Below are 25,177 nucleotides of genomic sequence, written 5' to 3'. Positions count from 1 at the left end.
CAAGTTCAAAATATTTGCATTAAGATTCCTTGTAAAGGATATGCTGATACTTATTGGACGGCAAATTCTATTGGCAAATACACCAAAACAATAAAGTGATTTTTTAGCATAATGAAAAAGTATCTTACATCAGTAAATACCGTGTTCTTTTTATGGGGTATTATACTTATAGCAATATCAGAACTTTACCCAGGCTTTACCCGATATTATTTGTACTTGTCCATAATAGTGATCATTCCTGTAATGATTGTTAATCTCATAAAACAGAGAAAAGATGACAAAATCAATAACACTACACTGTTTCAGTCCTCTATTTACAGGATGCTAATTTTAGCGGTAGCAGTGACAATTTTGTTTTTTGCAACAAAGCAAAATCATATATTTTAGTTTTTTTTTATTTTATTTTGAATTAAGGCAGCTCGCTTTTGAGCTGCTTTTTTTAAGGAAAAAATTAAAATATATGACTTTGTACTTTATTTAAAAACAGCAGAAAAGACAATTAGAATACGTTTCATGTCTGAAACTCAACGGACACAAAATGATTGAGAAACCAACTATTAACAACCAATTTTATTATGTTAAAAACTTTTTTAAATTTTTCAGGAATCGAAGTATTAAGCAGCGAAGAGCTGAAAAGCCTAAACGGAAACGGTAGCGGAGGAATAAGATGTACCGTGCCTTGGTCGCCTTTTACATACAACGGACCTTGTATCATGCTTCCACGTGAGGAAGAAGTAATACCACTATGCACAGCAACAGTAGACGGTATAATTTGTTAACACGGTCTCAAAATGTAGAACCCTAAAAAAAATGATGCAGGGTTCGCATTAGATTGATAGCTAAAAATTAACCAAAAAACCAACTATGTTAAAGACTATTTTAAATTTAGAAGGAATCCACCTTCTTAATGACGAAGAACAAAAAAACATTACAGGAAAAGGTCCTAATGACCCAAAACCTGTAGAAAAATGTAAAACCTATGCTCCTCCGGGTGCGAATCGTATAGACTATCCGCTCTATCCATGTGCAGACATTATACGTGAGAATCCATTTCCTATAGATGATCCTTGTGTTGGACTTGGGTGTTAATTAAGTTTATTTCAAAAACAAAAATACCGTTTCAAATTTTGGAACGGTATTTTTATTTTCAGCGAACAATTAAGTACTTAAGAAGAGGGAGACCATAAATTATACGATTGTTATTTTTTTAAAAAGGGAATTATCATATATTTGACAAGTCATTTATAGCGCTGCCAGAAATGAAAATCTTTTTTCTGTTTTTCTTCAAAAACAGAAACGAGAGAATCGATAACAGGAACAGCTACAAATAAATATTAAATTTAATTTTGAATATGAAATTACTAGAAGGAAAAGTTGCCATCATTACAGGCGCTAGTCGTGGAATTGGAAGAGGAATTGCAGAAGTTTTTGCTAAACATGGCGCAAATGTTGCCTTTACATACAGTTCATCTGTAGCTTCAGCAGAAGCTTTAGAAGCTGAATTAAACAGTTTAGGAGTTAAAGCCAAAGGATACCAATCTAATGCAGCTGATTTTAATGAGGCTCAAACTTTTGTCGAAGCAGTTTTGGCTGATTTCGGAACGGTAGATATTTTAATTAACAACGCCGGAATTACAAAAGACAATTTGTTAATGCGTATGTCTGAAGCTGATTTCGATCAGGTAATTGATGTTAATTTGAAGTCTGTTTTTAATATGACAAAAGCAATTCAAAAAACTTTCCTAAAACAACGCGCAGGTTCAATTATCAATATTAGTTCAGTAGTAGGAGTTTCCGGAAATGCCGGACAAACTAACTATGCAGCTTCAAAAGCTGGTGCAATTGGATTTACAAAATCGGTGGCACTTGAATTAGGTTCTCGTAATATTCGTTGCAACGCAATTGCTCCAGGATTTATCGAAACAGAGATGACAGCTAAATTAAATGAAGATGTAGTAAAAGGATGGAGAGAAGGAATTCCTTTAAAACGTGGCGGAACTACTGAAGATGTTGCCAATGCTTGTTTATTCCTGGCTTCAGATATGAGCGCTTACATCACAGGACAGGTTTTAAATGTTTGTGGAGGAATGTTAACTTAAAAAAGTTCCGGTCCAGATTTCAGTTTTTACTGAAGACTGAAAACCGTCACCGAATACTATAAATATGACTACAAACACGATTCTATTATTGTTGCTTTCTTTAGTAATAGCTGGTGCTTTGTCGTATTTTCAATATTTTCATAAAGCCAAAAGCAATTCAAAAGTGAATTTGTTTTTGGCTTTTTTGCGCTTTTCGACCATTTTTGCGATACTCGTTTTGTTGATTAATCCGATTGTAACCAAAAATACCCTTGAAGTAACCAAAACACCTCTGGCAATCGTAGTAGACAATTCCAGTTCGATTCCGGTTTTAAAATCAGACAAAAAAACAATCGAATTGTACCAGGATTTAGTTTCAAATCCTGCACTTCAGGAAAAATTTGAAATTCAGTCCTATCAATTTGATGCAGATTTAAAACCTTCCAAACAATTTGATTTTAAAGGAAAACAGACGAATTTAGATGCCATTGCCAAAAACTTAAAAAGCATCAACAGAAATACTATTTTCCCAACGGTTATTATTACAGATGGAAATCAAACCACCGGAAATGATTATGTGTATCGTTTTGATCCAATAAACAAGGTTTATCCTGTAATTGTAGGTGATACGACCACTTTTTTTGATTTAAAAATCAATCAATTAAATGTAAACAAATACGCTTTTCATAAAAACAAATTCCCTGTAGAAGTTTTTCTTCAGTATTCCGGAACTAAAAATACGACAGCCGATTTTTCTATTGTTCAGGGAAGCAGTGTTATTGCTAAAGAAAAAGTTTCTTTTTCACCGTCTAAAAAAACAGCAACAATCAATTTACTTTTACCCGCTGATAAAGTTGGACTGCAAGTTTTTAAAGCGAGTATTTCTTCTAATGTAAAAGAGAAGAACAGCTACAACAACATCAAGAACTTCGCAGTTGAAGTAATGGATCAAAAGTCAACAATAGCGATTGTTTCGGCAATAAACCATCCTGATATTGCTGCTTTGAAACGTTCTATTGAGTCTAATGCGCAACGCAAAGTAATACTGGTAAGACCTAACGAAATCAATTCATTACAAGATGTTTCTGTTTTGGTTTTATATCAACCGACAACCGCTTTTAAAGCCATTTTCGACACTAATAAGTTGGCAGGCACAAATACCTTTATTATTACAGGAACTAACACTGATTTTAATTTCTTAAATCAGCAGCAATCTAATTTGGTCTTCAAAATGAGTGGCCAGAAAGAAGATTATCTGAACGAGTTTCAATCGCAGTTTAATTTATTTGCCATTGATAATATTGGTTTTGAAAATTTTCCGCCTTTGCAAAATTTATTTGGGACCGTAACCACTAATGGAAATGTTTCGGTTTTACTTTCTTCAAAAATCAGAAATGTAAGTACCAACGCACCATTGTTGGCTTTCGCCGAAAATCAAGGCAAACGAACGGCTTATCTTTTAGGAGAAAACAGCTGGAAATGGCGTCTACAAAGTCATGTAGACCATCAGTCTTTTGAAAAATATGATGTTTTTATCGATAAAATAGTTCAGTTTTTAGCTTCATCAACCTCTAGAAAATCATTGGTGGTCACACACGAAAGTTTCTATAATTCAGGCGAAGCAATTGCCATCAATGCGCAATATTTCAATAAAAATTATGAGTTCGATGAAAAGGCAAGACTTACGATCAGCGTAACAAACGCAGCAACGAAACAAACTAAAAACTACGATTTACTAAAAGGAAACAATTCTTTTTCTGTAAATTTGGATGGATTAACAGCTGGAAAGTATAATTTTTCAGTAAAAGAATTAAACACCAATACCAATTATTCCGGGCATTTTGAAATTTTAGATTTTGATATTGAAAAACAATTTGTAAATCCTGATGTTTTAAAATTAAAACAATTGGCTCTACAAACCAATGGAAAAGCCTTTTTTGAAGATCAGTCAGCAGAATTGATAAAAACACTTTTAGAAAATAAAGAATACAAATCGATCGAAAAAAATATTGCAACAAAAACACCTCTTATTGATTGGATTTGGTTACTAATTATACTTGTTGCTCTACTGACAACCGAATGGTTTGTTAGAAAGTACAATGGATTATTATAAGGTAAGCTCAGAGTGTCAAAGGTTTTAACAAAGCCCAACCTGAAACTTCAAACTTAAAACTTGAAACAAAATTAACCTAACACCCTTCCAGAATGGACTTCAGGCTAAAAGTATTCTACACCGTCGCTTTAAGGCTTAACTTTACAAAAGCCGCAACGGAATTGTATATTACACAGCCCGCAGTTTCTAAACACATTCAGGAACTCGAAGAAACCTATAAAACAAAACTTTTTGAACGAAACGGGTCCAAAATAGCCTTAACTCCAGCTGGCGATATGCTACTGCAGCACACTAAAAGCATCTTTGAAATCTATCGCAAAATTGATTTTGACATGAGTGTTTTTGCCAGTAACCGCCAGGGTTTATTGCGTTTAGGGTCGAGTACCACAATTTCACAATATATTATTTCTCCTGTTTTGGCGCAATTTCATCAAAAGCAGCAAGAAATAAAAGTCAATTTGCTTAATGGTAACACTGAGCAAATCGAAAATGCCTTAATCAACAAAGAAATTGAAATTGGAATTGTGGAAGGACAATCAAAAAATCAGTCCATCAAATACATTCCATTTTTAAAAGACGAATTGGTTTTGGTTTGCAACAGTCAAAATCCTATGGCTCAGCAGAATGAAATTTCATTAAATGATCTCAAATCAATGAAATTCATCACGCGGGAACGTGGCTCAGGAACACTTGAAGTTATAGAATATGCTTTAAGGCAAGTCAATTTAAAAATAACGGATTTGCAATTCGAAATGCAATTAGGAAGTACCGAAAGTATCAAATCCTATTTATTAAATTCCGATTGTTTTGCCTTTATGTCAACACATGCAGTAGGTAAGGAGTTAAAAAACAACGAGCTAACAGTATTAGATGTCGAGAATTTAACCATTGAAAGATACTTTTACATCATTACTTTAGTCGGAAAATCAGACCCTCTATCAGAGCTATTTGTTCAAAGTATGTCAGCTTACTATAACCTGAAGTTATAGTCTATTGTAATTTACGATTGGCGATTTTAATAGAATCGTCAGATCTTTGCTGAGTAATTAATAAGTATATTATTTTGAAATCGCAAGAACATTCAACACCGCAATTATTAGACGTTAGTATTTACTTTCAACAGGCCGTTTTTGCCCTGGTTATTATTCTGTGTATATTCTCCATTATTTCTCCACCTGTCGCATTGTTATTGGGCGTTCTTATTGTTAACGTTTTTGGAAACCCTTTTTTAGCTTTCAATCATAAAGCCATTACGTTTCTATTGCAATTTTCTGTTGTAGGTCTTGGTTTTGGAATGAATGCAGCCAGTGCCATTTCAGCAGGAAAAGAAGGTTTTCTACTGACCATACTCTCTATCTTCAGCACTTTGATTTTCGGTATTCTCTTAGGAAAGTGGCTTAAAATCGAAAAGAAAACGTCACATTTAATTTCTTGCGGAACTGCTATTTGTGGTGGTAGTGCCATTGCAGCAGTAGCTCCGGTCATCAAATCAAACGAAAATCAGACTTCAATTGCTTTGGGAGTCATTTTTATACTGAATTCTGTCGCTTTATTTCTTTTCCCTTATATTGGTCATCAACTTGATTTATCGCAAAAAGAATTTGGTTTATGGTGCGCTATTGCGATTCATGATACCAGCTCTGTAGTTGGGGCAGCGAATAGATACGGGGCTGAAGCTTTGCAAATTGCTACAACAGTAAAATTAGCAAGAGCTTTATGGATCATTCCAATTTCAATTTTCACTGCTATTGCATTTAAAAACAAAAACAGTAAGATCAAAATACCTTATTTTATCGGACTGTTTATTGTAGCCATGCTTTTAAACACTTATGTCCCTTCAACAGCCATTGTGGCGCCGCATATCGTAAGCATCGCAAAAATTGGTCTAACGATAACTTTGTTCCTTATTGGTGCAACTCTAAATATAAAAACGCTCAAAGCGGTAGGAGTAAGGCCTTTGCTGCAAGGTGTTTTTCTTTGGGTCTTTATTGCCTTTTTAGGATTGACCACCATTGTATACCTGAATTAAGAACCTATTTAACGTTTGAAAATTTTACTACCGGTTTATTAATCATTTTATAAAATTTCCCTTTAAATGAAAATCGTCTTTCCATCTCAAAATCGAAAGACTTTTTCGTTTTAGCCATAACAGCTATTTCTTCGGGTAAAACAACTTCGAACTCATCATTAGCTTGCTCCGCTTTATTAAATGAACCTTTTGTTGTAATTATAATGTCTCTAAAATGTATTTTTTTGTCATCCTTTACAACTTTGTAAGAACTTGACCAGTCCACACTTTGTACATTGGTGAGCTGATAATTATTAACTTCCATTATGGACTGGTACTTACCATCAAAACCCGCAATCAGATAAAGATAACCTTCAAAAGGACCACCGGCACCACCATTGACATGCAACAGGGTAAAAGCATATTGATCTTCTCCGATTTGCAAAAGTTTCGGAGTAGGGCATCGTGCGAAGGCTCCAAAGCCGGCAACAGCAGGCTGAAAAGACCTCATTTCCCAAATAGTATTATTCTTTGCAAATTTAGCAAGGCCCAACAATCCACCAGAAAAACGGCCTGTTTGTAATCCGTCTTCATCATGAAACGAATGATTAAAAGCAAGTATTTTAAACTCATTTCCTTTGGAGTCCGAATAGCCCAGCGTCGTTAACAATCTTGTGGCAACGCCTGATTCATACGGAAAAAGCTGATCGCCTTCGACCTCATTAACGTCTGTATAAGCAGTAGTCTTGCAATTTTTGCACTTCCAGCTCACAAAAGTATTTTTATCAGCAAAATGGTATAAATTACCCGGAAACAATTTTTGCATTGTTTTCTCGCCATTTAAAGGATCCGAAATTTTAAGTGTTCTTTTTGAATTCAGAACAGTATCGCTGACGTTTTTTAGCTGTATTTCAGCCTCTTGGGCCAAACAAAAAGGAGCTAAAAAAAGAAAGAAATTTAAAACAATAAGACGCATAACATTCGATTTAACTAAAGCAAACATACAAAGAAAATGACTGATAAGATGGAATTAGTATCCTTGGTATAGTCCAAAAAATAACAAAAAGTTAAATTACTATAATAATTAGTCCCGTTTTCTTTGTAGTGTGCATAAATGGGATAAATTTGCAGTCCAAATAAAAATTTAAAATGAAAAACTTTAGAATGAAACCAAGACTAATTGCCTTTCTAGTAGTAGGAATTGGTTTTTTGACATTATCATGGGGAATCGTAGGTCATGAACGTATCAACAAAGCAGCGGTAATGGCTTTGCCCCGTCCACTTCAGGTGTTTTTTTACAATCATATTGATTTTATTACTCAGGAAGCTTCTGTGCCGGATATCCGTAAATATGCATTGAATTATAAAGACGAAAATCCAAGACATTATTTTGACATGGAAAATTTCGGACCTGTAGAAAGTATACCACAAACTTTTGAAGAAGCAAAAAAGAAATATGATGCCAAGTTTTTGAATGACAATGGAATTTTACCATGGTACATTGAAGATATGATGGAAAAATTGACAAAGGCATTCAAAGAAAAAAACAGAGCCGAAATTTTATTCCTTGCAGCAGATTTAGGTCATTATATCGGAGATGCCCACATGCCATTGCACACTTCTGCAAATCATGACGGTCAGTTAACCGATCAGAAAGGAATTCATTCACTTTGGGAAAGCAAATTACCGGAGTTATTCGTCAAAAATTATAAGTTAAATGTTCCGGAAGCGCAATACTACGAAAATGTACATAAAGCAACCTGGGACATGATTAATGACACCCACACTCTTGTTGAACCTTTATTAGCGGTTGATAAAAAACTAAGAACTTCAACTCCTGAAAATAAGATTTATGTTATTGGTGCAGACGGAAAAGTTGTTAAAACTAAATACAACGCAGCTAAATTCTCTGATGACTATGCCGAAAAATTACACAAAGAATTAAACGGAATGGTTGAAAGCCAAATGAGAAAAGCAATCACGGCAACAGCAAGTTTTTGGTACACGGCTTGGGTTAACGCAGGAAAACCGGATTTAAGTGATTTGGATGCATCGACAGTTACACAAAGAAACAACCAAGCTTTAAGAGACGATTTAAAATTGTTTCAAAGCGGATATCTTTTCGGAATGCAAAATCAGAATGACTAAAACGGTCTCTTGATTCGAGCATGAGCAAAACAAAAAAGTCTCAAATTCTAAATGAATTTGAGACTTTTTTTTACTTTATAATATGGATTGCATTCCGTTGAAAATTACAATTTTACTTTCTCTTACTTTTGATACTTCTTATGCTTAAGAACATCAGAAGCGGTTTGATAAAAAGATATGGTTTCATTGACCAAATCAGTTCTTTCCTTCTTTAATGGTACCTCATCATAATAAATATAATATTCCGGTGAAAGACCTGCTGTTGGTTTTACTTTCAATTCAAATTGTTTGACTAGTTGCTTAGGTGATAAAATAGTCAGGACATTGTCTTTTATCAAACCCAAATCCTGATAAGTCGCAATAAAAGCTCTTGGTTTGTAATCCGGTTTTAAAACATCTTGTCCAAAAAACTTACTTTGATAATTAAAGTGAAGTAATCCAAACACGGTTGGCATAAGATCAATCTGTGACATTACCTGATTGTATTTTTCGGCCTTAACTCCGGGTCTGTAAATGAATGCAGGAATCCTGTATTTATCTACCGGAAGCTGTGTTTTACCCGCACTTGAGGCGCAATGATCTGCAACAATTACAAAAACAGTGTTATTAAACCAAGGTTGTTTACTGGCCATTGCAAAGAATTTTTTAAGCGAATAATCGGTATATTTTACACCACCATCACGTGACTTGATGTCTCCGGGAATATCAATTTTATTATTAGGGTAGGTAAAAGGCCTGTGATTACTGACAGTCATGATGTGATTAAAGAAGGGTTTGTTTCCTTTTGCTTCGGTATTCATAACCTTTATGGCTTTGTTGTACATATCCTCATCGCAAACGCCCCAAACGTTAGAAAAGGTAATCTCTTCGGCTGTAAAATTTGATTTATCTATGATTTCATAGCCATTTCCGGTATAAAAATCCCTCATATTATCAAAGAACGCATCACCACCGTACATAAATTTCACATTGTATCCTTTTTGCTTGAAAAGAGCTCCGGTCGAAAATTTGTTTTTATTGTCTTCTCTTTTTACAACACTTTCTCCGGCAGTTGGCGGAAGACATAAGGTTACTGCTTCAAGTCCACGTACGGTTCGGTTTCCGGCAGCATACAAATTAGTAAACTGAAGACTCTTTTGAGATAAACTATCTAAAAACGGCGTTATCTTCTCTTTGTTTCCATACATTTCCATGAATTCGGCACTGTAACTTTCAATGGTGATAAGCACCACATTTTTTCGATTTTCAGCCGAATCACTTTCTATTTTTCGGATCGTGCTATTCCCCGTAATCGCAGGTAATTGCTGTTTCAAAATTGTAAAAGCTTGCTGCTTCGGAAGTGTTTTATAAAATTTAAAATAATCTAAACTGTTATTATGAAAAGCTAAATAAAACTTATACAAACCATTCGATTGCAATTCATTGACAAACACGTTTTTTGAGTTTTCTGTCAACGCCAAAGCCGGAATTAAAATCAAAGAAGCAATTAATAAATTGATATACAGAGCAGAAATTTTTATTTTCTCTTTAAATGTTGGAATTGCATCAATATAGCTTCTGGATTTTCTCAGAATAAAATAGGTAAAAGCTCCTGTTATCAGAAACAGAATAGAAAATAATGGGATCACAGGATACGATTCCATAATGTTACCAATCACCTCATTGGTATAAATCAGATAGTTTACCGCGATAAAATTGTATCTGACTCCAAATTCATTCCAGAAAAAATACTCACTCAATGCATTTTGAAGAATCAGTAAAACATACAAGAAAATTACAAAAGCAAATAACCAAAATCGGATTTTGTCGCGATGTTTTGGAAGAAAAAGCAAAAGAGCAAAAAGTACTGTTTTAATCCCCACAAAAATTAGGACAATTCCAGGTAACGCACCACCATATTCATCCAATATACTTCTTCCGGAAGCAATATAAAGAAACAGCAGCACAAAAATCCCCAGAATAATAAACCCCGAGGGCTTGTTGTATTTAGAATTAGAAATAAAAATCAGATAAAGCCAAAGAAAGAAACTGGCCACAACAAATACGAAAAAATCAGAAATAAGACCTAAAACAAAAATTTTAAGACTCTCCACAATACTAAAAGAGCTCTGTGTGATAGGATGAAAAAACAAAACAACCCTAACTATAAAACTTACAATAAAGTAGAATAATCCAAGATAGTAGAACGGGGCAAGTTTCTTATAAAATATCATTATTATTTTTTTAAACAAAAGTAATTTTGATTGATTAACGCCAGATTAAGTTCCTCTTTTACCTTCCTTAGTGTTAACTTAATGTTCGCTTAAGATGTTCGTTTCATTAATAGAGAAAGGTTTTAGAGATTTTCTAATTTTTTAAATTTGTATCTTTGAATTGTAAATCAGTAAAAAATGTAGTACATTTCCTAATTAAAATCTTAAAAAATGCATATTTTAATAATTGAAGATGAATTAGGTATAGTTCAGTTTCTGCAACAAGGTTTGCAGGAGGAAGGATATAAAGTGACCACAGCAAATGATGGTGCAAAAGGGTTTGAGCTAACGCAAGAACAGCAATTTGATTTAATCTTACTGGATTGGATGCTTCCAAAAATTAATGGTTTAGAACTCTGTAAAGCCATTAGAATTAAAGACCAGACCACACCAATTATATTTCTGACAGCCAAAGACACGGTACAGGAGACCATTGAAGGACTCAAAGCGGGGGCAAACGATTACATCAAGAAACCCTTTAGTTTTGAAGAATTGGTCGAGCGTATTAAAATTCATTTTCGAAAACATAAAGGCAAAGAGATTCTTTCACTTGGTACTATCAAAATTGATTTGACAAAATACATTGTACTAAAAAACAATGAAGAAGTTTCTCTAACACAAAGAGAATTTGAGTTATTGGCGTATCTGATTCGCAATAAAGGAAAAGTATGTACCCGAAATCAGATTCTAAAAGATGTCTGGGAAATCAATTTCGAATACGACACAGGTGTTATCGATGTCTTTATGAATGCCATCCGAAAAAAACTCAATCTGAAAATTGAAGAAGATTATATAAAAACAATTCGCGGTGTTGGTTACATTGCTAACGACTAATAAATGGCGCAACTTTCCTTTAAAAACAGAATTGCTTTAAACTACATTATCACAACAGGTTTGCTGATTTTAGTGGTTTTTTTTACTATTTACGCTATTGTTAAACACTCCGTTTACAGTCATATTGATGAAGGTATAAATGTAGAAATACAAAATCACCTCAAAGAAATTAAAGTAACAAATGGCACTGTAATTTTAGTAGACAAGGAAGAGTGGGAAGAACGTGAACATAATACAGTTGATGTAAACCCTGTTTTTGTTCAATTCCTGGATACCAACAAAAGAATAACTGAAAAATCTCCAAATCTCAATACAGCAGTACTCGTTTTTCATGACAGCGTAGAAGATTACGAATTATTCGACACCAAAATTGGCAATAATATTATTCGGCAAGTTCAGGTTCCTCTTATCATCAAATCTAAAAACATTGGCTATCTCATGATCGCTATGTCACTGACTAGTTCCCGAATGGTTCTTAATAATCTATTCGAAATTATGTGTCTGGCATTTCCGGTAATTTTATTGCTGTTGTTTTTTATAGCCCGCTTTTTTGCCGGTCGAAGCATCAAACCAATAAACGCCATTACCAATACCTCTAGGAGTATTACCAGAGATAACCTGAAAACAAGAATCCCATTACCCAAAACGAAAGATGAATTATACACGCTGTCCGAAACAATAAACAGCCTGTTAAACCGAATTGAAGATGCCATCGAACGCGAAAAACAATTTACTTCAGACGCCTCACACGAGCTAAGAACACCACTAACCGTTATTAAAGGAACACTTGAAGTACTAATACGCAAACAAAGAGACAGCAAGGAATACGAAGAAAAAGTAAACTTTTGTATTGCAGAAGTTGACCATTTGAACAGGTTGGTAGACCAGCTGCTTTTAATGGCACGTTCTGAGAACAAAAATGACAATATAAAATACGAATCCGTTTATTTGAATGCTTTGATTTTGGATGTACTGACTTTAAATTCAGAAAAAATAAACCATAAAAAAATCAATATGAAATTTGAAGCCGAAGCTGATTATTATATCCATTCGGACAACTATTTGGTATTGACAATTTTGAGAAATATTATTTCAAATGCTATAAAATACACCAGTGAAGCCGGAGAAATCTCAATTTCATTAACCAGACAAGAAGATCAGATCCGCTGCACGGTTACCGATAACGGAATTGGGATTGATCAAGAAGATCTCGAAACGATTTTCAACCCTTTTTACAGATCAAAATCATCCGAACATCCCGAAATCAAAGGAACCGGTTTAGGACTTTCTATTGTGAAAAGAATCGCAGATTTGTTGTCTATTACATTTAAGGTAAATAGCGATAAAGGGAAGGGAACCACTGTAATTTTAGATTTTAAGCAGCCTATGAAAACGTTATCGGAAATTAAAAAAACATAGTAAAAACAGCACTTCAAACATTATTTAACAATAAAATATCATTAAGTTAAATTAAAAAATGCTTTTTTATGAAATTAACTAGTATATTTGCAACCGAATCAAAGAATTATAAAACAAATCAAGTCATGATTTCTATTCAATTACATCATCATCATTTTCATTATTGCTCTCAAGCGATGTGTTAATGATATGCGTGTAAATCATCATATTTTAAAACCCGTTTGAGTACATCAAACGGGTTTTTTATTTCCAACTCTTTGTACTCAGACTATTTAATCCAAAAAAACTAAAAAAATGAGTACTTTAAAAATTGCAATTCAAAAATCCGGTCGTTTAAACGAAGACAGCATTCAAATCCTGAAAGATTGCGGGATTTCAATCAATAACGGCATTGATCAACTTAAAGCCGAAGCTTCTAATTTCCCTCTCGAAGTACTGTATTTGAGAAATTCAGACATTCCGCAATACTTAATCGACGGGGTTGTTGATCTGGCCATAGTCGGAGACAATCTTCTGGTTGAAAAAGGAAAAGGAATAGAAGTGGTTCAAAAATTAGGTTTTTCTAAATGCAAGGTTTCTGTAGCAGTTCCGAAAACCTTCGAATACAACTCCGTTAAAGACCTTGCCGGTTTACGAATTGCTACTTCTTATCCCAACACAGTAAATGAATACTTTAACTCTTTCGGGGTAACGGTTGATATTCACCAAATTTCAGGTTCAGTAGAAATTGCACCTAACATTGGTCTTGCAGATGCAATTGTGGATATTGTCTCCAGCGGAAGTACTTTATTCAAAAACAATCTGAAAGAAGTTGAAGTAATATTAAAAAGCGAAGCCGTTTTGGCCGTTTCTCCAAAAGTTTCTCCTGAGATTCAAAAACACATTGATACGTTGAAATTTAGAATTCAGGCTGTTTTAAGAGCCCGAAATTCAAAATACATCTTAATGAACATTCCCAACAATAAAATTGAAGCCGTTGGAAAAATCCTTCCGGTTTTAAGAAGTTTAACGGTTCTTCCTTTAGCGCAGGAAGGCTGGAGCAGTGTACACTCTGTAATTGATAAAGATACTTTTTGGGACGTAATTGATCAATTAAAAGAAGCAGGAGCGGAGGGAATTCTGGTTTGCCCGATTGAAAAAATGGTACTGTAAATTAAATTCCAACGTTAAAAAAACAAATTCCAATAATGAAATCCCAAATTCTAAATTTAGAACTTGATAATGACTTTGCGAGTCTTTGCAGTTAAAAACCAAGTAAGAATTTGAAATTCAAATAAAAATACAAATGAATAGAATAGATAATCCCAAACCGGAAACCTGGTCAGAACTATTACAAAGACCAACCAAAACGATAGACGACATTGAAGTTACCGTTAAGGAAATCTTCAAAGAAGTACAAAAAAAAGGAGATGAAGCCATCGCAAAATACACTTCTATTTTTGACGGAATCACTTTAGATACTTATGTAGTTACTAACGAAGAAATACAAGAAGCGATCGGTCTGGTTTCAAGTGAATTAAAAGAAGCCATTCAACTTGCAAAAGACAATATTTACAAGTTTCACACAGCCCAGAAAACAGACAGAATCTCCATAGAAACAATGGAAGGCGTAAAATGCTGGCAGGAAAAAAGACCTATTCAAAAAATAGGTTTGTATATCCCTGGCGGGACAGCACCTTTGTTTTCTACAGTTCTGATGTTGGCTGTACCGGCTGAGATTGCTGGCTGCAAAGAAATTGTTTTATGTTCACCTCCAGACAAAACAGGAAAAATTAACCCCGCAATATTGTACGCAGCTACTTTATGTGGGGTAACCAAAATCATAAAAGTAGGCGGTATTCAGGCAATTGCCGGAATGACGTTTGGGACAGCATCTATACCAAAAGTATATAAAATTTTTGGCCCCGGAAATCAGTTTGTTACAGTTGCCAAACAACTCGCCACTCAATTTGGTGTTGCGATTGATATGCCAGCCGGACCTTCAGAATTATTAGTTGTGGCCGACAACACTGCGGTTCCCGCCTTCGTAGCCTCTGATTTGTTATCACAGGCGGAACATGGGACAGACAGTCAGGTAATTTTAGTTTCGACTTCAAAAAAACTAATTGACGCGGTAGAAAAGGAAATTCAGATTCAGATTGAGGCTCTTCCAAGAAAAGCGATAGCAAAAAAGGCGATCGAAAACTCCAAACTAATCTTAGTCGAAAATGATACAATTGCCTTGGACTTAATTAATGATTACGGTCCGGAACACTTTATTATTTGCTCCGAGTATGATGATTTTTATTGCAATGGTGTACTAAACGCAGGCTCTGTTTTTATCGGAAATTACACCCCTGAAAGTGCCGGAGATTACGCATCAGGAACCAATCACACACTACCGACTAACGGATATGCCAAGAATTACAGCGGTGTAAACTTGGACAGCTTCATGAAATCAATGACGTTTCAGAAAATATCAGAAAAAGGAATTCAAAATATCGGAAAGGCAATCGAACTTATGGCGGAAGCAGAAGGCTTGCAAGCCCATAAAAATGCAGTAACACTACGACTGGAAAGTTTAATGGAAAAGTAAGAAGTAAGTTGTGAATTTGTAAAATATAGAATGAAAGATTTGAAATACGAGATAAAAAAGGGTTTTTAAATGATTCTGAATTTTTACAATTCACATTTTCACAAATCACATTTCACAAATTCACTTCTTAAAAAAATAAAATAAAATGAAATTCGACCTAAATACAATAACACGTGAAAACGTAAAAACCCTAAAGCCGTATTCGTCTGCACGAGACGAGTTTGAGGATTTTAATACTGCGAACATGATTTTTTTGGACGCGAATGAAAATCCGTTTCAAAATGGTGTAAATCGCTACCCGGATCCACAGCAAAATTCGGTGAAAGCTATTTTAGCAAAAAACAATAAAGTAAACCCAAATCAGATTCTACTGGGGAACGGTAGTGATGAAGTCTTAGATTTGCTTTTCAGAGCTTTCTGTGAACCTAAAAAAGACAATATCATTTCGTTGCCGCCGACCTACGGCATGTATGGCGTTCTAGCCGACATAAACGCAGTAGAAAACAGAGAGGTTTTACTTTCGACTGATTTTCAACCACAAGTAGAGAAAATCTTAGATGCCGTTGATGACAATACCAAAATCATCTTTTTTTGCTCTCCAAATAATCCAACCGGCAATTCTTTTTCGGATGAAAGCGTGGTAAAATTACTTCAGAACTTCAAAGGTTTGATTGTAATTGATGAAGCCTATATTGATTTTTCTGACAAAGAAAGCTGGCTCACCGAAATGGATGAATACCCTAATTTAGTCATCACACAAACACTTTCTAAAGCCTACGGTTTGGCAGGAATCCGATTGGGAGTTTGTTATGCTTCAGCAGCAATAATTTTGGTTTTGAATAAAATAAAGCCGCCCTATAATGTAAATGAATTAACACAACAAAGAGCGATAGTTCGCTTGAATGATTCAGAAAAAATAAAATCAGAAATTAGTTCTATTATTGAACAAAGAGAGGAATTACTTAAAGTTTTACTCGAAGTTTCTTTTGTAGAGAAAATATATCCCACAGAGGCCAATTTCATTCTTGTAAAAGTAGACAATGCCAACAAAAGATATGATGAATTAATTGCAAAAGGAATCGTAATCAGAAACCGTACAACACAAGCTTTATGCGAAAACTGTCTTCGATTCACAATCGGAATCCCAGAAGAAAATGCAGTTTTAATTAAGGAATTGAAGTTGTTGAAGTAAAAAATTAACCTCAAAGTTCGCAAAGGATTACGCCAAGAACGCAAAATTATTCTTGCCCAAAAACACAACGATTATACTAATCATAAAACTAGAGCAATTCGCAACAAAGAAAAAAATCATTCTAATCTGTGTAATCAGTGGCCAGTTTAAAATTTACCGTTAACAATCAAATTAGCGCAATTCGTGAAATTAGCGGCAAAGAAAAAAAATCAGTTTAATCTGTGTTAATCTGTGGCCAATTAAAAATTCACCATCAATAAACAAATTAGTGCAATTCGCGAAATTAGTGGCAAAAAAAAAGAATCAAACTATGAAAAAAGTACTTTTTATCGATCGTGACGGAACGATTGTTTTAGAACCCGAAAATTATCAATTAGACAGCCTGGATAAAGTAGAATTTTATCCAAAAGCATTTCAATATTTAGCCAAAATCGCCAGCGAACTCGACTATGAATTGGCTATGGTAACCAATCAAGACGGATTAGGAACAGACAGTTTCCCCGAAGATACCTTTTGGCCAACACAAAATTTTATTCTGAAAGCCTTTGAAAATGAAGGCGTATTGTTTGATGATATCTTCATTGATAAGTCTTTCCCTGAAGAAAACGCACCAACACGCAAGCCAAGAACCGGAATGCTAACTAAATACTTGAATAATCCCCAATATGATTTAGAGAATTCATTTGTTTTAGGAGATCGTCTAACCGATGTTGAATTAGCTAAAAATTTAGGAGCAAAAGCCATCTTTATAAATCATACTGATGGAATCGGCACCAATGAAATCAGCATAAAACGAGAAGAATTAAACGATACCATTATTCTTCAAACAACAAGCTGGAAAACGATTTATGAATTTCTGAAATTAGAAGAACGTTCAGCCTCAATTACCAGAAAAACAAACGAAACTGATATTTTTATTGGTTTAAACTTAGACGGAACCGGTAAAAGCAAGATCGAAACCGGAATTGCCTTTTTTGATCATATGTTAGATCAGATTGCACGTCACGGTCAAATGGACTTAGAAATTACTGTAAAAGGGGATTTAGAAGTCGATGAACACCACACCATTGAAGATACTGCAATTGCTTTGGGCGAAGTATACGCAAAAGCATTAGGCAATAAGTTAGGAATAGAGCGATATGGTTTCTGTCTTCCAATGGACGATTGCCTCGCGCAGGTTGCCATTGACTTCGGAGGAAGAAATTGGTTGGTTTGGGAAGCCGAATTCAAACGTGAAATGGTTGGAAAAATGCCAACCGAAATGTTTTATCACTTCTTCAAATCATTTTCCGATGGAGCCAAAGCCAACATCAACATAAAAGCCGAAGGAACAAACGAACACCACAAAATCGAAGCGATCTTTAAAGCCTTCGCCAAAGCGATAAAAGTAGCAGTAAAACGAGATACAGAGAAAATGATTCTACCATCAACGAAAGGGATGCTTTAACAAGTTTAAGATTGTTCAAAGTTTCAGGTTTCAGGTTTCAAGTTACGCACAGAACGTGAAACTTGAAACTTGAAACAAAACATACCAAAGAATAAAAATGAAAATAGTTATCATAAATTACGGGGCAGGAAATATTCAAAGCATCATGTTTGCTATTGAAAGACTGGGTTACAAGGCCATCCTGAGCAATAATCCGGAAGAAATTCTGGCTGCCGACAAAGTGATTTTCCCCGGAGTTGGCGAAGCAAGTTCAGCAATGGAAAAACTGATTGAGAGTGGTTTGGACTGTTTGATTCCAAATCTAAAACAACCCGTATTAGGAATTTGTCTGGGAATGCAGCTGATGTGCCAATCGTCTGAAGAAGGAAACACCAAGGGATTAGGTATTTTTGATGTTGATGTGGTCAAATTCACATCTAACGTAAAAGTGCCTCAAATGGGTTGGAATCAGATCTATAATTTGAAATCAGATTTGTTTAGAGAAATTCCAGAGAACGAATTCATGTATTTGGTACACAGTTTTTATGCTCCAAGTTGCCCCGAAGCCATAGCAACAACCCATTACGATGTTGAATACGCCTCGGCCTTACATAAAAATAATTTTTACGGAACCCAGTTTCACCCCGAAAAAAGCGGAGACATTGGAGAGAAAATACTGGGGAATTTTTTAAATATTTAAATATTTTAAATTCCAATTTAACCAAAAACATCTATTTCAATTCCAATTTTAGAATCTAAAATCTAAAATCAGAAATCTAAAATAATAAACATGAGAATAATACCAGCCATAGATATCATTGACGGAAAATGTGTTCGTTTGTCCAAAGGAGATTATGACACCAAAATAATTTATAATGAAAACCCGCTTGAAGTCGCAAAATCATTTGAAGCACACGGAATCGAGTATCTGCATTTAGTCGATTTAGATGGTGCCAAGTCAAGCAAGATTGTCAATTATAAAATCTTAGAACAAATAGCAACAAAGACCAAACTGAAGATTGATTTCGGAGGCGGACTAAAAGCAGATTCCGATCTGAAAATTGCTTTTGAAAGTGGTGCAAATCAAATCACAGGCGGCAGTATCGCAGTAAAAAACAGAGAATTATTCCAAAAATGGATTGCAGAATACGGTTCTGATAAAATCATTCTGGGAGCAGATGCCAAAGATGAAAAAGTGGCAGTTTCAGGCTGGTTAGAAGACTCAAATGAAGATTTGGTTCCATTTATTCAAGACTATCAAAACAAAGGAATTCAATACGTTATTTGCACGGACATTGCCAAAGACGGGATGCTAGAAGGCCCCAGTTTTGATTTATATAAAAAAATAATAGAGAATTGTACCGTCAAATCGAACGCAGCAGAGATTAAATTAATCGCATCAGGAGGAATCTCAACATTTGATGAATTACCCAAATTGGCCGAATTGGGCTGCGAAGGAACCATCATCGGAAAAGCGATTTATGAAGGACGAATTTCGTTGAAACAATTGGAAAATTACATATTATCAATGTAGAGACGCACAGCAGTGCGTCTATGCGGTGCGTCTATGCGATGCGCCTTACGGTACGTGCCATGGCACGTATCCACGATGCATCATGACATGCAAATCATAACAACAAAAAAATGTTATTTTCAAGAAAACCTTATGTATCAAATAATTACATAATTTTAAAATTATCCAATTGACACATTATCTAATTAACACATTAAAAAAATGTTAGCAAAAAGAATCATACCTTGTTTAGATATAAAAAACGGTCGAACCGTAAAAGGCGTCAATTTTGTTGATTTGCGCGATGCGGGAGATCCTGTAGAACTTGCTGCGTTATATTCAGCTGAAGGGGCAGATGAGTTGGTTTTCCTGGATATTTCCGCTACGGAAGAACGCAGAAAGACTTTAGTAAATATGGTGCGCCATGTTGCGGAAAAAATCAATATTCCGTTTACGGTCGGAGGAGGGATTTCTTCTGTCGAGGATGTTGAAATCCTATTGAACAATGGAGCTGACAAAGTATCAATCAATTCATCGGCTGTAAAAAACCCGCAATTAATCAATGATTTGGCACAAAAATTCGGAAGTCAATGTGTTGTGGTAGCAATCGATGCCAAACAAATTAACGGACAATGGATTGTACACTTAGTAGGCGGAAAAGTACCTACAGAGTTAAATTTATTCGATTGGGCCGTAGAAGTTGCAGCACGTGGTGCAGGCGAAATTTTATTCACATCAATGGACAATGACGGAACCAAAAACGGATTTGCAAACGAGGCTTTGGCAAAACTCTCGGAACTAGTAAATATTCCGATTATTGCATCGGGAGGAGCCGGAAATATTCAACATTTTGTCGATTCATTTAAAATTGGAAAAGCAGATGCCGCTTTGGCTGCGAGTGTTTTTCACTTTAAAGAAATCGAAATTAAAGCTTTAAAAAGAGAACTTAAAAACAATAGTATTGAAGTTAGAATTTAAATCCCAAATTTCTTAAATTCCAAATTCCAATACTTATTAATTAAATTATAACAGGATTCAGCAATCTAAGATCTGAATTCAAAAATATAAAATCATAATGAACATAGATTTCTCAAAAAACACAGACGATTTAATTCCGGCAATAGTTCAGGATTCAGAGACTAAAACAGTTTTAATGCTGGGTTATATGAATGCAGAATCGCTTCAAAAAACGATAGATACTCAAAAAGTTACTTTTTTCAGCCGATCCAAACAAAGACTTTGGACAAAAGGGGAGGAGAGTGGTAACTTTTTAAACTTAGTAGACATTAAAAATGACTGTGATGGCGATACCTTATTAATCCAGGCAAAACCCGTTGGACCAACGTGTCACACAGGGGCAGATACCTGCTGGCAGGAAGAAAATAAAGAGTCTTATGGTTTTATTTCCAATTTAGAAAACACAATCAAAGTCCGTAGAGAAAATGCTGATTCCGAGAAAAGTTATGTGGCTTCACTATTTGAAAAAGGCATCAATAAAATTGCCCAGAAAGTAGGGGAAGAGGCCGTAGAAGTGGTAATCGAAGCCAAAGACGATAATGATGATTTGTTTTTAAGTGAAAGTGCTGATTTACTTTTTCATTATTTAATTTTGCTACAAGCCAAAGGTTTTCAGCTGGAAGACGTTGTAAATGTTTTGAAGAAGCGTCAGAAGTAGTTATTCGATATTTTTTTTTTAAAAATAAACTTAAAAGCAGAATTAAGTAGTATTTTAGTTTAAAAAATCTGATCATGAAACTTTTTATATGCTTCTTATTATTTTTGAATCCTTCGGTTAATTTCGATTATAAGAAGAGAATTTTACCCTATTCTATAGTTATTTCAAAGGCTGATTTAATTGTCGAAGGATCTATCACAAGTGTTTCGAAAGGGAAATACGAACTTTTAATAAATCAGTTTATTAAAGGCAAATCAACCCCGAAAATCAAAGTCGAAATTTTTGAGGATTGGATGTGTGACCGACGAATTGAAAAACCAAAAGCAGGACAAAAATTGATTCTTTTTTTAGAAAAAGAGAATTCGTATTACAGTATAATCAACCAAAGCACCGGAGAATTATTTGTTTCAAAGGACAACTCTGTTCGTACTTTTATGATGGATAAATTTCCAAAATCGACAGTCTTAAAAAAAGGAATAACAATGTTTTTAGACACCTATACGTGTCAAGGAAATTTAAATGATCGGTTTTTGCAAAATATCCATTTTCAAAAAAAGAAGACTTCTACTGAAATTGATAAAATGAAAAAAGAAAATGAGTTTTTTAAGTATTTAGTAGGAGAGGGTATTCAATAGCATAAAGCAAAATTAATATACTTACAGCACGATAATATATTTTTTTTGTCATTTCGAGCGAAGTGAGAAATCACACCAGAAACTCCGTACAGTTTGTCATCCTGAAGAACATAAGTTTACTGAATTAATACCGCTGAATTTCACTTTACGGAATTACTTGCGAAGATACTTCCTTCCTCAGTATGACAAAATTGAGGAAAATAGAAATGGAGCAGCTTGTGTGATTTCTCGACTTCGCTCGAAATGACAGAATTGCAACAACCCTAAAACTAGTATGCAGTAACCTGAAATCTGAAATCTGAACCCTTGCAAAATAAACTGTGTGGATTGTCATTTCTGTAAACCCACAAGAAATCACACCAAAAACTCCGTCCAGTTTGTCATCCTGAGGAACGAAGGATCTACGCTTGCTGAATCGATACCGCTGAACTTCACTTTACAGATTATCTCATGAAGACACTTCGTTCCTCAGTACGACAAAATTGAGGAAAATAGAAATAGGGTAGCTTGTGTGATTTCTCGACTTCGCTCGAAATGACAGAATTGTGACAACCCTAAAACTAGTAAGCAGTAACCTGAAACCTGAAACTTCAAACCTGAAACTTGAAACCTGAAACAAACCATTAACAACCCTTTCACTCCACAAACTCCAAAACAGCAAACTCCTCCGGTTTATGGAAACCAAATACAGGATTCTTATAAGGCTGTAATGCAAGATATTCAGTCGTATTACCGTAATCGATTCTAAAAGCATTTCCTTTCCATTTGGTGCCGATTTTCGGTTTGTTAAAATTCCCATTCGGAATGTTTTTCAACCCCGAAAAAGGAATTTTTATTTCGGTAGAAAAGCCTTTTGGATTTATTTTACTAACTGCTTGCATGCCGGAAAGGTTAAACGATATAGAAGTATTCCAACCTCCACAACCAGGCGAAATACATTTGATGAGCATATCGTAATGCGTTGAGAAAGCATTAACTCCGATTTCCAGATAATTTTGCCTATCTCCATCAGGATCTATAAAAATTTCAACCAAATCATCACTATTAAATATTTGCGAGTCGTTTTGCTTCTTTGACCCGACAATTTTAGCATCTTGAGAACGATATGCAACATAAAGATTTTCATCATCCCAAGCAAAAGAGACAGTGGTTTGTTGGGTAGCCTTTCCACCTGAGTTATGTATAACAAACGGACCTTTAAATGGTGTCTTCCAATCAGCTAAATCACCATCGATACTTATTTTCCCTTTTGTTTTATGAATCGGAATCGTTTGGGCACCAGCTGTTACAGAAAAAACTAAACATAAAACAAATAGTATTAAATTGGATTTCATAAAGTAAGCGGTGTTTTTTAGAAAAGCTAAAATACTGAAGAATAATGAATTTTAACATTAAATATTTCGAAGAGAAATCATAAAATTTCAGATAACTTAATCTGAATGTTTACATTTGTTACAGATTAAGTTGGCTTAAATACCTTATTTATTACAAATTTCTAAATTTATGAAAAATTACTTTGGAGGCTTTGTTATAGCCTTTCTGGTTAGTTTCGGAACCAATGCTCAAGGACTTCTTAATAAGTCTGAAACTACTTTTACACATCAGGACACTTTACGCGGAAGCATCACAAAAGAAAGAGCCTGGTGGGACTTGAAATATTACCATCTGGATATTAAAGTAAACCCTTCTGAGAAAACGATAACCGGATCTAATACGATTCGTTATACGGTTTTGTCAACAGGGACGAAAATGCAAATAGACTTACAGCAGCCCATGCAGATTTATAAAGTCACTCAGGATGGGAAAGAGCTAAAGTTTGTGAGAGATGGCAATGCTTTTTTCATCGAATTGACTGCTGCTCAAAAAGTAGGAGATAAAAAGGAGATTGTGGTTTCATTTGGTGGAAAACCTAAAGAAGCAATAAAACCACCTTGGGACGGAGGAATTACCTGGAAAAAAGACAAAAACGGGAAAGATTTCATCGCTTCCTCTTGTCAGGGTCTGGGCGCCAGTGTTTGGTGGCCTAACAAAGATCATATGTATGACGAAGTGGAGAACATGTTGATCAGCGTAAATGTTCCGGGCGATTTGACTGATGTTTCTAATGGAAGATTACAAAGCATTAAAAAAGAAAAAGACGGTACGAGAACCTTTAATTGGTACGTGGCCAATCCAATCAACAATTACGGTGTAAACATTAATATTGGAGATTATGCTCATTTTTCTGAGAAGTATAAAGGAGAAAAAGGAGATCTGGACTGCAGTTATTATGTTTTAAAAGACAACTTAGACAAAGCCAAAGAGCACTTTAAAGATGCACCAAGAATGCTAAAAGCATTTGAAAACTGGTTTGGACCTTATCCTTTCTACGAAGACAGCTATAAACTGGTTGAAGCGCCTTATTTAGGTATGGAGCACCAAAGTTCTGTAACCTATGGTAATGAATACAAAAACGGCTATTTAGGTCATGATCTAAGCGGTACCGGATGGGGAATGAAATTTGACTTTATCATCATTCATGAATCTGGTCACGAATGGTTTGCAAACAATATTACGTACAAAGACATTGCAGACATGTGGATTCACGAAAGTTTCACCAATTATTCGGAGAGTCTTTTTGTGGAATATTACTATGGCAAAGAAGCGGGAGCTGAATATGTTATCGGATGCAGAAGAAACATTCAAAACGACAAACCGATTATAGGTAATTATGAAGTAAACAATGAAGGTTCCGGGGATATGTATCCAAAAGGAGCCAATATGCTTCATACGATTCGTCAGATTGTAAATGATGATGCCAAATGGAAATCAATTTTAAGAGGTTTAAACAGTACTTTTTATCATCAAACCGTTACTACTAAACAGATTGAAGATTATATGAGCACACAAACCGGAATTGATTTAAGCAAAATTTTCAATCAGTATTTGAGAAGTACCAAAATTCCGGTTTTTGAATATATGTTTAAAGACGGACAACTAGGATACCACTGGACAAACTGCGTAAATAAGTTTGACATGCCGGTAAAAGTAACGGTAGACGGAAAAGAAATCTGGTTGAAACCAACTCAGGAATGGAAATCAGAAAAAATTGAAGGTAAAGAACCTAAACTGGAAGTAGACAAAAACTTCTATGTTACGACTTCTAATATTATAGAATAACATTGTAGTAAATTCCAATAATTTAAAATCCCAAATTCCAATTGTTGGAGGTTGGGATTTTTTTTATGGTTTTTATTACCTTAAATAGAATTTCGTTTACAAATTTAAACCCGACAGGTTTTAAAAACCTGTCGGGTTTGTTTTTTTGGA

General features: G+C 34.8%; 22 protein-coding genes. 19 read left to right on the top strand and 3 right to left on the bottom strand.

Features of this window, described 5'->3' with window-relative positions; genetic code table 11:
• Positions 1–575: 575 nt before the first annotated feature.
• The 6 genes from LNP23_RS15720 to LNP23_RS15695 all read left to right on the top strand — a co-directional run bounded on the left by LNP23_RS15720 (position 576) and on the right by LNP23_RS15695 (position 6,220).
• Complete coding sequence (locus LNP23_RS15720) at positions 576–779, top strand: hypothetical protein (RefSeq protein WP_230001909.1); 204 nt, start codon at positions 576–578, stop codon at positions 777–779.
• 85 nt (positions 780–864) lie between these two features.
• Entirely contained in the window at positions 865–1,089 is a 225-nt protein-coding gene (locus tag LNP23_RS15715; RefSeq protein WP_230001908.1) for a hypothetical protein, read from the top strand.
• Between the two features lie 263 nt (positions 1,090–1,352).
• A complete protein-coding gene (gene fabG, locus LNP23_RS15710) occupies positions 1,353–2,099 on the top strand; it encodes a 3-oxoacyl-[acyl-carrier-protein] reductase (protein WP_047775088.1) in 747 nt (248 codons plus the stop codon).
• 64 nt (positions 2,100–2,163) lie between these two features.
• The gene (locus tag LNP23_RS15705) at positions 2,164–4,191 is read left to right on the top strand and encodes a hypothetical protein (protein WP_230001907.1); all 2,028 of its coding nucleotides are present in this window, start codon (positions 2,164–2,166) and stop codon (positions 4,189–4,191) included.
• Positions 4,192–4,283: 92 nt separating this feature from the next.
• Positions 4,284–5,180: a LysR family transcriptional regulator gene (locus LNP23_RS15700; protein WP_230001906.1), complete on the top strand. Its 897-nt coding sequence runs from the start codon at positions 4,284–4,286 to the stop codon at positions 5,178–5,180.
• A gap of 74 nt (positions 5,181–5,254) precedes the next feature.
• Positions 5,255–6,220 carry a YeiH family protein gene (locus tag LNP23_RS15695; RefSeq protein ID WP_230001905.1) on the top strand — a complete coding sequence of 322 codons (966 nt, stop codon included), beginning with the start codon at positions 5,255–5,257 and terminating at the stop codon, positions 6,218–6,220.
• A gap of 4 nt (positions 6,221–6,224) precedes the next feature.
• Here the strand turns inward: LNP23_RS15695 and LNP23_RS15690 are convergent, their stop codons facing one another.
• The gene (locus LNP23_RS15690; protein WP_230001904.1) at positions 6,225–7,175 is read right to left on the bottom strand and encodes a hypothetical protein; all 951 of its coding nucleotides are present in this window, start codon (positions 7,173–7,175) and stop codon (positions 6,225–6,227) included.
• 173 nt (positions 7,176–7,348) lie between these two features.
• On the opposite strand from LNP23_RS15690, the gene LNP23_RS15685 reads away from it, so the two are divergent.
• A complete protein-coding gene (locus LNP23_RS15685) occupies positions 7,349–8,347 on the top strand; it encodes a zinc dependent phospholipase C family protein (RefSeq protein WP_047775073.1) in 999 nt (332 codons plus the stop codon).
• Between the two features lie 122 nt (positions 8,348–8,469).
• Here LNP23_RS15685 and LNP23_RS15680 read toward each other — a convergent pair whose 3' ends face one another.
• On the bottom strand, positions 8,470–10,560 hold the full coding sequence (locus tag LNP23_RS15680) for an LTA synthase family protein (RefSeq protein WP_230001903.1): 2,091 nt from the start codon (positions 10,558–10,560) through the stop codon (positions 8,470–8,472).
• Between the two features lie 210 nt (positions 10,561–10,770).
• Here LNP23_RS15680 and LNP23_RS15675 point away from each other — a divergent pair, with 210 nt between their 5' ends.
• From LNP23_RS15675 to LNP23_RS15625, 11 genes are all read left to right on the top strand, one after another.
• A complete protein-coding gene (locus tag LNP23_RS15675) occupies positions 10,771–11,433 on the top strand; it encodes a response regulator transcription factor (protein WP_047775072.1) in 663 nt (220 codons plus the stop codon).
• A gap of 3 nt (positions 11,434–11,436) precedes the next feature.
• A complete protein-coding gene (locus LNP23_RS15670; protein ID WP_230001902.1) occupies positions 11,437–12,852 on the top strand; it encodes a sensor histidine kinase in 1,416 nt (471 codons plus the stop codon).
• A 294-nt stretch (positions 12,853–13,146) separates the two neighbouring features.
• On the top strand, positions 13,147–14,004 hold the full coding sequence (gene hisG / locus LNP23_RS15665) for an ATP phosphoribosyltransferase (protein WP_047775068.1): 858 nt from the start codon (positions 13,147–13,149) through the stop codon (positions 14,002–14,004).
• A gap of 133 nt (positions 14,005–14,137) precedes the next feature.
• Positions 14,138–15,427: a histidinol dehydrogenase gene (hisD, locus tag LNP23_RS15660; RefSeq protein WP_230001901.1), complete on the top strand. Its 1,290-nt coding sequence runs from the start codon at positions 14,138–14,140 to the stop codon at positions 15,425–15,427.
• 145 nt (positions 15,428–15,572) lie between these two features.
• Entirely contained in the window at positions 15,573–16,619 is a 1,047-nt protein-coding gene (hisC, locus tag LNP23_RS15655; RefSeq protein ID WP_230001900.1) for a histidinol-phosphate transaminase, read from the top strand.
• Between the two features lie 310 nt (positions 16,620–16,929).
• Positions 16,930–18,066 (top strand): bifunctional histidinol-phosphatase/imidazoleglycerol-phosphate dehydratase HisB, encoded by a 1,137-nt coding sequence (gene hisB, locus LNP23_RS15650; RefSeq protein WP_230001899.1) that lies wholly within the window; start codon positions 16,930–16,932, stop codon positions 18,064–18,066.
• A gap of 97 nt (positions 18,067–18,163) precedes the next feature.
• Complete coding sequence (hisH, locus tag LNP23_RS15645) at positions 18,164–18,745, top strand: imidazole glycerol phosphate synthase subunit HisH (RefSeq protein WP_230001898.1); 582 nt, start codon at positions 18,164–18,166, stop codon at positions 18,743–18,745.
• A 90-nt stretch (positions 18,746–18,835) separates the two neighbouring features.
• On the top strand, positions 18,836–19,579 hold the full coding sequence (gene hisA / locus LNP23_RS15640; RefSeq protein WP_230001897.1) for a 1-(5-phosphoribosyl)-5-[(5-phosphoribosylamino)methylideneamino]imidazole-4-carboxamide isomerase: 744 nt from the start codon (positions 18,836–18,838) through the stop codon (positions 19,577–19,579).
• A gap of 201 nt (positions 19,580–19,780) precedes the next feature.
• On the top strand, positions 19,781–20,536 hold the full coding sequence (gene hisF, locus LNP23_RS15635; protein WP_230001896.1) for an imidazole glycerol phosphate synthase subunit HisF: 756 nt from the start codon (positions 19,781–19,783) through the stop codon (positions 20,534–20,536).
• A gap of 97 nt (positions 20,537–20,633) precedes the next feature.
• On the top strand, positions 20,634–21,233 hold the full coding sequence (gene hisIE / locus LNP23_RS15630; protein ID WP_230001895.1) for a bifunctional phosphoribosyl-AMP cyclohydrolase/phosphoribosyl-ATP diphosphatase HisIE: 600 nt from the start codon (positions 20,634–20,636) through the stop codon (positions 21,231–21,233).
• Between the two features lie 74 nt (positions 21,234–21,307).
• The gene (locus LNP23_RS15625) at positions 21,308–21,868 is read left to right on the top strand and encodes a hypothetical protein (RefSeq protein ID WP_230001894.1); all 561 of its coding nucleotides are present in this window, start codon (positions 21,308–21,310) and stop codon (positions 21,866–21,868) included.
• A 635-nt stretch (positions 21,869–22,503) separates the two neighbouring features.
• On the opposite strand, the gene LNP23_RS15620 is transcribed toward LNP23_RS15625, so the two are convergent.
• Positions 22,504–23,202 (bottom strand): carbohydrate-binding family 9-like protein, encoded by a 699-nt coding sequence (locus LNP23_RS15620; protein ID WP_230001893.1) that lies wholly within the window; start codon positions 23,200–23,202, stop codon positions 22,504–22,506.
• A 169-nt stretch (positions 23,203–23,371) separates the two neighbouring features.
• Between LNP23_RS15620 and LNP23_RS15615 the strand changes: the two genes are divergently transcribed.
• The gene (locus LNP23_RS15615; RefSeq protein ID WP_230001892.1) at positions 23,372–25,027 is read left to right on the top strand and encodes a M1 family metallopeptidase; all 1,656 of its coding nucleotides are present in this window, start codon (positions 23,372–23,374) and stop codon (positions 25,025–25,027) included.
• Positions 25,028–25,177: the final 150 nt, after the last annotated feature.

This window comes from Flavobacterium cupriresistens, from assembly GCF_020911925.1.
Taxonomy (GTDB): Bacteria; Bacteroidota; Bacteroidia; order Flavobacteriales; family Flavobacteriaceae; genus Flavobacterium; species Flavobacterium cupriresistens.
The sequence above is the reverse complement of the archived record's forward strand: the minus strand, read 5'-3'. Positions and strand labels throughout refer to the sequence as shown.